This is a genomic window from Mycobacterium sp. AT1, assembly GCF_002043095.1.
In the GTDB taxonomy this organism is placed as follows: Bacteria; Actinomycetota; Actinomycetes; order Mycobacteriales; family Mycobacteriaceae; genus Mycobacterium.
The window spans coordinates 22,177-31,008 of sequence record NZ_MVOC01000102.1 but is presented as its reverse complement, the minus strand read 5'-3'; the positions used below and the strand labels follow the sequence as shown (position 1 = coordinate 31,008).

The following is an 8,832-nucleotide window of genomic DNA, read 5'->3' as shown; positions in this document are numbered from 1 at the left end:
ACGGCAACGGCAGCAACGGCAACCACTAGACAGTCGTCCCCGAGGTCGGGCCGACGGCAATGGCTCGACGTCGTCTCCAGGCCCGGTGGCGGTCTGCCTCCCGGCTGACAGCGAAGCTGGCGACGGCTTTTCCGAAAACGCCCAGCAAAGAAAATGGGTGAACTACGGTGGCGGGGACCAGGAGGTGTCCCCATGAAGACCATGCTCGTGGCTGCGCTCGCGGCAGGCGTAGCGATCGGTGTCGCACCACCCGCCGCCGCTGGCGAGACCGACTACTTGAACCAACTCTCGCCGCGGCTCACGTTCCTCAGCGCCGAGCAGTTGCGGACCGAGGGCTACAAGGTGTGCCGGTACGTCAGCGTCGGCAGACCCACCGCCGACGCGATTCCGATGGTGATGAAAGACCTCGAGGTAACGGTGGCCGCCGCCCTGGACATCATCTCCGCGGCGGTCCAACAGCTGGACTGCTGACGCACGTTCCTAAGGTGGACGGCAGACCCACCACAGGAACGAGGCATCACCCATGACCGAAGACTTGCCCGACACCGCACTGGAATTGCGTTCGTTGGTGACGTCGCAGGGCACGCTCGAACTCTCGCTGCAGGACGTTCCCGTGCCCACGCCCGCCGACGACGAGGTGCTGGTCCGGGTGGAGGCCGCACCGATCAACCCGTCCGACATAGGCCTTCTCGTCGCCTCTGCGGACATGGGTGCCGCGACGGTCGGCGGCACCCCCGAGCGTCCCGTGGTGACGGCGACGATCAGCCCCGATGCGCTAGACGCACTGAAGGCGCGACTGGACGATTCACTGCCCGTTGGCAACGAAGGGGCGGGCACCGTCGTCGCCACGGGGTCCTCGGCCGGTGCCCGAGCGCTGCTCGGCAAGATGGTCGGGCTCGCCGGCGGCGGGATGTATGCGCAGTACCGCGTGGCGAAGGCCGCGGCGTGCCTGGTGCTTCCCGACGGCACACCGGCGCGGGACGGGGCGTCCTCGTTCGTCAATCCGTTGACCGCGCTCGGAATGGTGGAAACCATGGAGCGAGAAGGACATTCGGCTCTGGTTCACACGGCCGCGGCGTCAAACCTCGGTCAGATGCTGGTGAAGATCTGCCTGGAGGACGACATCCCGCTGGTGAACGTCGTCCGCAAGCCCGAACAGGAGGAGCTGCTGAGGTCGATCGGAGCGGTGCACGTGTGCGATTCGTCGTCGCCTACGTTCACCGACGACCTCTTCGAGGCGCTGGTGGCGACGTCGGCAACGCTGGCGTTCGACGCCATCGGTGGCGGCACCATCGCCGGTGACATCCTGAACGGAATGGAACGAGCCGCCAACGCGACCGGCACCGGGTACTCGCGCTACGGCTCGACCGTTCACAAGCAGGTCTACGTCTACGGTGCCCTCGACACGGGCCCGACGACGCTCACCAGGAAGTTCGGCATGGCCTGGGGTATCGGCGGGTGGCTCCTCACCCCGTTCCTCCAGAACGCGGGCGCCGACACCATCGGACGGTTGCGGTCCCGGGTCGCAGGAGAACTCACCACGACGTTCGCGAGTTCCTACAACCACGAGGTCTCCCTCGCGGGAATGCTCGCCCCCGAGGCGTTCAACGCCTATCTGCGGCGCGCGACGGGCGAAAAGTTCCTCGTCACACCGCAGGTCGCACCGTAGGTCGGGGCGGCCGAGGTCCGCTCGGCCGCCGAAAATGAGGTGCGTGGCGGCGCTGGCGACGAGTACCGTGCACGACGCGATGACCACCACGACGACACGGCGCAACACCTCCCCTTCCGCGTCTCACGCCGTCGCCAACCCCGACGACTTCGACCGGACCGTCGGGTGGCGGCGGCTGAAGAGTCCCGGCGTCACCGTCGCCCTCGTCGCGATGATGATCGCGGCGGTCCTGCAGTCGCTGGGCACCGTCGTCATCGGCCGACTCGCGACCAACCCCGTCTGGACGACGGTGGGAGTGCTCGCCGCGTGCTTGTTGGGCGCGGCCGTGCTCGACACCGTGGGCCGCACCGTCTGGGCGCGCATCGCCGACAGGGCGGAGGGTCGGCTGCGGGCCGACTTGCTCACCGCCGCGTTGAGTCAGCCGCTCGAGCGGTTGTCCGAGCAAGCGGTCGGCGAGATCCTCGACCGAGTAGACGACGACACCCACGAGGTCGGGTCGCTGGTGCGCACGCAGGTGTGGGACGCCATGCGCACCGTCTTCTCCGCTCTGCCGATGTGGATCGTCGCGGGCCTGACGTGGTGGCCGGCGTGGATCGTGTTTCCCGTCGTCGTCCCGCTGATCACGCTGGCGATCCGGCCGCTGCTGCGCGAACTCGGCACCCGCAAGGTCGTCGAGGAAATCGCCTGGACGGACCACGCCGCCGCGATGGAGGAGGGCATCGCCGCCCGAGATGACTTGCGCACCAGCCTCGGTCAGGCCTTCGTCCTGAGACGGTGCGCCGAGCTGTCCGCCAACATCCAGCGGTGCTTCCGCGCGGTGGTGGCGATCGAGTCGCGGATCACCCTGCGCGCAGGAGGGCTGCTGCACGCGCTGCTCGGTGGTGTGGTGATCGCCGGTGTCGCCCTGGTCTCCGGCGGTGATCTCGACGTCGCCCAACTGATCACCCTGTTCCTCGTCAGCGCGACCCTCGTCGGCGAGATCTCCCAGCTCACCCGCCAACTGCCCGAACTGCAGGCGGGGATGGGTGCGGTCATCCGGCTGCGGCAACTGATCGACGCCGAGTCCGAACCCGCTGGCGGAGGCACGCTCTCGGCTGACGTCGTCGACGTCGAGCTGAGGGACCTCAGCTTCTCCTACGCCGACGGGCCGCGGGTTCTCCAGAACGTCGACCTTCGAGTGCGAGCCGGCACGACGTGCGCACTGGTTGGCCGAACCGGTTCTGGCAAGTCGACTCTCGCGTCGCTGGTGTCGCGGGCCGTCGACCCGGAACGGGGATCGCTGTTCCTCGGTGGGGTCGACGTGCTCGACCTCGACCTGCAACGGCTGCGGGCCTCGGTCGGCGTGGTGACCCAGCGGACCGAGATCCTCGCGGGCACGCTCGCCGAGAACATCGCGCTGTTTGCCGACCTGCCGCGGGACCGGGTGCTGGACGCCGTCGCCGAGCTCGAATTGACCGATTGGGTCGACAGCCTGCCCGACGGCGTCGACACGCTCCTCGGTCCCGGTGGGACGACGCTGTCTGCCGGTGAAGAGCAGCTCGTCGCCTTCGCGCGACTGCTCGTCCGTGCGGTTCGCGTCGTCGTCCTCGACGAGGCGACTGCGCGCATGGACCCGCTCACCGAGGCGCGAGTGGTTCGCGCCGCCGACCGGCTGCTGACCAATCGCACCGGAATCTTGATCGCGCACCGGCTTTCGACCGTCGCGCGCGCCGATCACGTCGTCGTGCTCGACCACGGTCGCATCGTCGACCAGGGTCCGCGGGCCGAGCTCTCCTCCCGGCCGGGGCCCTTCCTGCGGCTGCTGGAGGCCAGCGGTGTTCCGGACGCACCGCCGCCACCTCTGCCGTCGGCCGACGACGGGGTCGGTGTCGGTGGCGCCCGCCGCCACGGGGCCGAACCGGAACGACCCGACGTCGACGGCGGGCCGAGCTTGGCCCGCGGAATCTTCAAGATGATCCGCACCCATCCCAGCTGGGGCCTTCTCGGGGCCTCGCTGTTCGCGCTGTCCGGGCTGGTCGGGGCGACCGGTGCGATCAGTGGCTTCGCCTGGGGTCACCTCGTCCAAAACCTCAGCGAGGGAACGAGTTCGGTGCCCATCACCGTCGCCGTCGTGGCGAGCATCGTGGTGGAACCGTTGGTGCTGGCGTTGGCGCTTCGCCGGTTCCTGCCGTGGTGGTCGGCGTGTTCGTTGCGCATTCGGATGACGGTGCTCGAGGCGCAGACCAGGCAGCACCGGCTGGCCAGGACGCCGCCGGGTGAGGTGGTCTCCCGCGTGCTGGACTCCGACCGGTTCCTGCACTACGCCGACCGGTGGAACGACGTCATCGGCGGTCTGGTCATCGTGGTCATCGCGTCGTTCCTCAGCGGCACGCCCATCGCAGGGGCGATCCTCCTCGCGGTGATGGTCGCCGCCGCCGTGACGTCGGTGGCCGGCAGGCCCGTCGCGGGCCGCTCGGCGGCAGCGGCCTCGAAGACTCGCGCCGACTTCGGCCGGTCGCTGGTGTCGGTGCTCGAGTGCGTCAGGACCGTCAAACTCGCCGCCGCCACGACCGACGTTCGTGCGCACCTGGACCGCGTCGACGGTGGTCGCGTCGGCGCCGCCGTCCGCGAACATCGGGTGCAGTCAATTCTTCTCGGCGTCCCCGTCGTGATGGTGCAACTAGGCGTCGTCGCGGCGTGGATCGTCTACCTGCTTGGCGGGTGGGACCTGGCGGCGGCGTTGCTCGTCTCGGGTGCGGTGGTCGGGTTCGACTACTTTGGCAGCGTGGCCGGGGCCGTCGTCACCGACGCGCCGGGCACGCGGTCCTGGCAGCAGGCGACCAGCCGACTCGCCGGAGGCGCCGACCTGATGGACATCCCCGCCGGTGTCGACCTGGAGGCGGGAACCGCACCGCTACCGGCGCCAGCCGCCCGAAAGTCGTTGCAGCGTCTCGATCTCGTCGATGTGTCGGCCGTGCACGACGACGGGACCCGCGGTGTCACCGGCGTCGACCTCACCGTCGAGGCAGGCGAGCTCGTGCTCTTGCTCGGGCAGGTCGGATCGGGAAAGTCGAGTCTGCTCTCAGTCCTGTGCGGTCTCGTCGGGCACACCGGCCAGATCCGCTGGAACGGGGTCGACGTCGCCGACGCGCAGACGTTCCTGCGGCCCGGGCAGGTCGCGCACGTCGCCCAGGTGCCGATGGTGTTGTCGGGGACGTTCGCCGACAACGTCCGCCTGGACCACGACCGTGACGTGCTGCGAGCCGTCGACGACGCTCGGCTCGGGTCCGACGTCGCGGAGGCGGGCGGGGTCGACGCCATCGTCGGTCACCGCGGGGTGCGGCTGTCCGGGGGGCAGGTCCAGCGGTTGGCCCTGGCCAGGGCGTTGGCCGTGGAGCCGGAACTCCTTCTGGCCGACGACATCTCGAGCGCGCTCGACGCCACCACCGAAGTGGAGCTGTGGACGAGTCTGCGGGCACGGGGCATCACGGTGCTCGGCGCGACGTCCAAGAGTTCGGCGTTGGCGAGGGCCGACCGCGTCGTCGTGCTCGTCGACGGCGCTGTCGCGGCAACGGGACCGTGGACCGAGCTGGCGCCGCAGTGGGGTCACCTCGCGGCCTGATTCCTTCGCCGAGATCTGCAGCATGGTCGCGATCGTCGACGTATCGCAGCCCTCGCGCAGATCTCGGCGGGAGCTGCTAGCCCTGCCACGCCGCGGCGGCGACCAGTTCGGCCACCAGCACCTCGGTGAGCAGGCGAACGTCGTCGTCGGTGTCGCCCGGGTAGCGCAGGTGATACCCGGCTCCCGGGACGTCGCCGCCGATGCCGACGACGGTGCTGCCGCGGGCGGTGGTCCACTTTGCCAGCTGCGCCTCCCACGCCGAGCCTGCGAAGACCGCGAGCCGGTAGTCGGTGGTCTTCGTCAGGTAGACGTCGACGTGACTCCAGTCCCCGGTCTCGCAGCCGACGGCCGCCAGGCGCGGACCCTCGCGGAGCATGAGGGCGGCCTGCTGGGCTGAGCAGAAACGGTGCGCGGGCGCCGCGAAGTGGGTGCCCGTCGGGCCGATCAGGAGATCGGAAACCATTGGCCGCCAATCCGATTCGTTGTCCAGCAGATGGGCGGAGCCGTCGGCCGCGGCGGCCACCGATGCCGCCAACGCGGTGGTGCCCGTCCCGGTGAGATGGCATTCCAGCGCCAGTAGGAGCGCCAGGGTGTGCTGGTAGCTGCGGCAGGCGACCCCGCCGACCTCGGGCTCGGCGGCCAGCTCGACGACGTCGCGGCACCGTTCGGTGATCGCCGACCCAGCCGTATTGGTCAGGGCGACCGTGTGCGCGGCGGCGGGGAGACGGCCGAGGGCGTCGAGCGTCTCGACCGAGCCGCCGCTGGCCGAGGTGGCGACGACGAGAGTGCCTGGGCCCCAATCGGGAAGCAGCGTCGACGACGCCAGCTCCGAGGTCACCGTCAACCCCTTGGCCCGCATCCGCGCGGCGGCCACCCCGCCCGCGTACGCCGAGGAGCCCATGCCGAGCAGCACCACCCGGTCGACGTCCTTCGGCACCACCTGCGCCCACGGGTTGCGCGTCGCCAGCGTGGCGGAGAGGCTTTCGAGCACCTCGGGCTTGCGTCGGAGGTCGGCGGCGAATCCGTCGGGCTTCACGTGGGGGTCCCTTCGTCGAGGAGGGCGGGCAGCGCCGCATCGGGAACATACATCCAGCGGGGAAGATGCTTTGTGGCGTAGACGATCTCACGGAGCACCTGCTGCGCGCGAAACGCGCCAAGCGCAGCCGGGTCGAACAGGTGCGCGTGCCCCAGCGTGTCGAGTCGGCGGGCGTAGGCGGCCAGGAATGCGGTGCGCCCTGCGGCCGACACCACGGCCAGGGTCGCGGGGTCGAGTGCGGCGTACTTGGCGGCGACGATCGCGGCGTGCGCCAGCGACTGCGTCATCCCGGCGACGTCGAGCACCGCGGGGATCGGCAACATCCGCTCCGGCGCAGTAAGCACCGGGTTGCCGTCGAAGTCGGTGACCACGAAACGGCCACGACTGCACAGCACTTGGCCGACGTGCAGGTCGCCGTGTCCTTCGATGACGGGCGTCCCAGCCAACCCGCCGAGATCGCTCAGCAGCACCTCGATCTCACCGCGGCGGGCGACGACGCCGGGGTGACCGAGCCGGACAACGGTGTCGAGGGTGTCCGTCGCGTCCTCGCGCCACCGCGCGGCGTCGGCGGCCGACGCGACGGTTGCCGTGGTCGACAGTGCCGCGTGGAGCTCGGCGACGACGGTGCCGACGTCGGCTGCCGCGGCCGAGAATCCGCCGGGCTTGCCCTTGCGCACCGCCGCGGTGACCAGGTCGACCGCCCACGTCCAGCCGTCGGTGGCGTCGGGCAGGTAGTCGTCGACGTAGGCCACCACGGTGTCGGCGCCGGTCGGCGTTCGCCAGGTCACCACGCCCCACGGCGTCGGCATGCCGTCGAAGCCGGCCGCGCGGAGCACCTCTATGCGCCGCGGCGCGGGGTGCGGGCCCTCCTGCAGGTGGGTCGCCCACTTGACGACGGCGACGTCGTCGACGATCACCGACTCGTTGGTCTGGTCGACGCCGACGGACCGCTCGCCCGTGGCGGTTCGCGTCGACCAGGACCGCACCGTGAAGTCTTCGCGCGCAGTCGATCCCGCGGCAAGGACGTCGAGGAGGGCCGACGCGGCACCGTCGCCGGGTAGGGCGCGGCGCCACCGTCCGTCGACGTCGAGCACCTGCGGGATCGCGGCGAGGCCGTCGCCGTCGTCGACTACCGCGAGACGTCGCCCGTCGCGGAGCGTCAGGGTGTCCAGGGGCTCAGGCACCCGAGTTCCGGTGGCGCGCACCGACCTCCTCGATGACGTCGGCGCCGACCCGTAGCCCGTCGCGGCCGCGGATCGCGGCGCCGATCTCGTCGAGCCGGGCGCGCAGGTCGGTGTCGGCGAGCAGTCGGTCGACGGCGTCGGTCAACTCGGCGTCGGCGAAGGAGTAGGTGTCCAGCCGCACCCCGAACCCGAGTTCGTCGACGCGCTGGGCGTTTTCGTACTGGTCCCAGAACAGCGGCAGCACGATCAGCGGCTTGCCGAAGTGCAGCGCCTCGGTCGTGGTGTTGTTGCCGCCGTGGGAGATCACCAGGTCGACCTGGGGGATGACCTTGGTCTGCGGCAGCATTTGGGCACCGACCATGTTGTCGGGCAACGTGATCTGATCGGCCTGGGGTCCCTTGCTGACGATGAAGCGGTGCCGGGTCGTGCCGAGGACCTTGACGAGCCGACGCATCAGCTCCACGTCGGCCCCGCCGAGTGAACCGAGCGACAGGTAGATCAGGGCACTGTCCTCGGGCCGGTCCGCGACCTCGGCGGGCACCTCGTAGTCGCCGTCGGTCTCCCGCACGCTGGAGTCCATCCGGGTCCAGCTCTCGTCCAGGGGCCGGGCGTCGAGGTAGTCGGCCTCGGTGGGGTAGACGTACAGGTTGGCGGCATTGTCGCGCGGCATGAACTCCAGCTCGGGTAGCGGCTCGGCGCCCTGGGCCCGGACCCAGGCGTCGAAGTCCGCCCACATGGCGCGATGGGTCCGGTCGAACTCGGCGCGGTAGGTCTGCCACTGAGACGGGTCATCGCTCGGAAGCCCCGAAAACGGCGGCGGCACACCGGGACCCGGCACCTCCAGCGGGCTGCACGACACGATGCGCACGAATGGCGCTCCCGAGGTCACCAGCGCGGGGAAGAGCACGACGTTGTCCTCGACGAGGACGTCGGGGCGGTGCGTGGCGATGATCTCGCGCAACCGCGGCTCGCAGTATTTCGCGCCGTCGATCAGCGCCTGATAGGTCGGTGCGATGAACGACTCCAGCTGTTCGACCGTTGGCTTGCGGAATTCGGGCGCCGTCTCGGCGATGAAGTCGGTCCAGAACTTGCCGGCGTCGGCGTCACCGTCGGCGGCCGGCTCCGGCTCGGCCAGGTCGACGAGCTCCTCGACGAACCCCAGCGGCGCCAACTTGCCGGCCCACGAACTCTCCGCCGCGAAGACGATCGTGTGACCGCGGTCGCGCAGGATGGCCGCCAGGCCGATGCACTGGTTCGTCGGGCCGTAGGCCGATTCCGGCCAGAACATGATCGTCAGGGGCGTCGGGGGCATGGCCATACTCGGACGATACTGCCGAACCGG

6 protein-coding genes are annotated in these 8,832 nt (G+C 70.2%); 3 read left to right on the top strand and 3 right to left on the bottom strand.

The genetic code is table 11. The features are described 5' to 3' along the window. Positions 1-192: 192 nt before the first annotated feature. The 3 genes from B1790_RS33005 to B1790_RS32995 all read left to right on the top strand — a co-directional run bounded on the left by B1790_RS33005 (position 193) and on the right by B1790_RS32995 (position 5,270). A complete protein-coding gene (locus B1790_RS33005) occupies positions 193-471 on the top strand; it encodes a DUF732 domain-containing protein (RefSeq protein WP_142555694.1) in 279 nt (92 codons plus the stop codon). Positions 472-523: 52 nt separating this feature from the next. Then, positions 524-1,669 (top strand): zinc-binding dehydrogenase, encoded by a 1,146-nt coding sequence (locus B1790_RS33000; protein ID WP_079927487.1) that lies wholly within the window; start codon positions 524-526, stop codon positions 1,667-1,669. Positions 1,670-1,748: 79 nt separating this feature from the next. Further along, positions 1,749-5,270 (top strand): ABC transporter ATP-binding protein, encoded by a 3,522-nt coding sequence (locus B1790_RS32995; RefSeq protein WP_079927495.1) that lies wholly within the window; start codon positions 1,749-1,751, stop codon positions 5,268-5,270. Between the two features lie 76 nt (positions 5,271-5,346). Here the strand turns inward: B1790_RS32995 and B1790_RS32990 are convergent, their stop codons facing one another. Genes B1790_RS32990 through B1790_RS32980 form a run of 3 tightly spaced genes read right to left on the bottom strand, consistent with a single transcriptional unit; the run spans position 5,347 to position 8,808 of the window. Further along, the gene (locus B1790_RS32990) at positions 5,347-6,306 is read right to left on the bottom strand and encodes an SIS domain-containing protein (RefSeq protein ID WP_079927486.1); all 960 of its coding nucleotides are present in this window, start codon (positions 6,304-6,306) and stop codon (positions 5,347-5,349) included. Then, positions 6,303-7,490: a glucosamine kinase gene (locus B1790_RS32985; RefSeq protein WP_233165435.1), complete on the bottom strand. Its 1,188-nt coding sequence runs from the start codon at positions 7,488-7,490 to the stop codon at positions 6,303-6,305. The genes B1790_RS32990 and B1790_RS32985 overlap by 4 nt, the downstream gene beginning before the upstream one ends. Continuing rightward, entirely contained in the window at positions 7,483-8,808 is a 1,326-nt protein-coding gene (locus B1790_RS32980; protein WP_079927485.1) for a nucleotide disphospho-sugar-binding domain-containing protein, read from the bottom strand. Before B1790_RS32980 ends, B1790_RS32985 begins: the two co-directional genes overlap by 8 nt. Positions 8,809-8,832 lie beyond the last annotated feature (24 nt).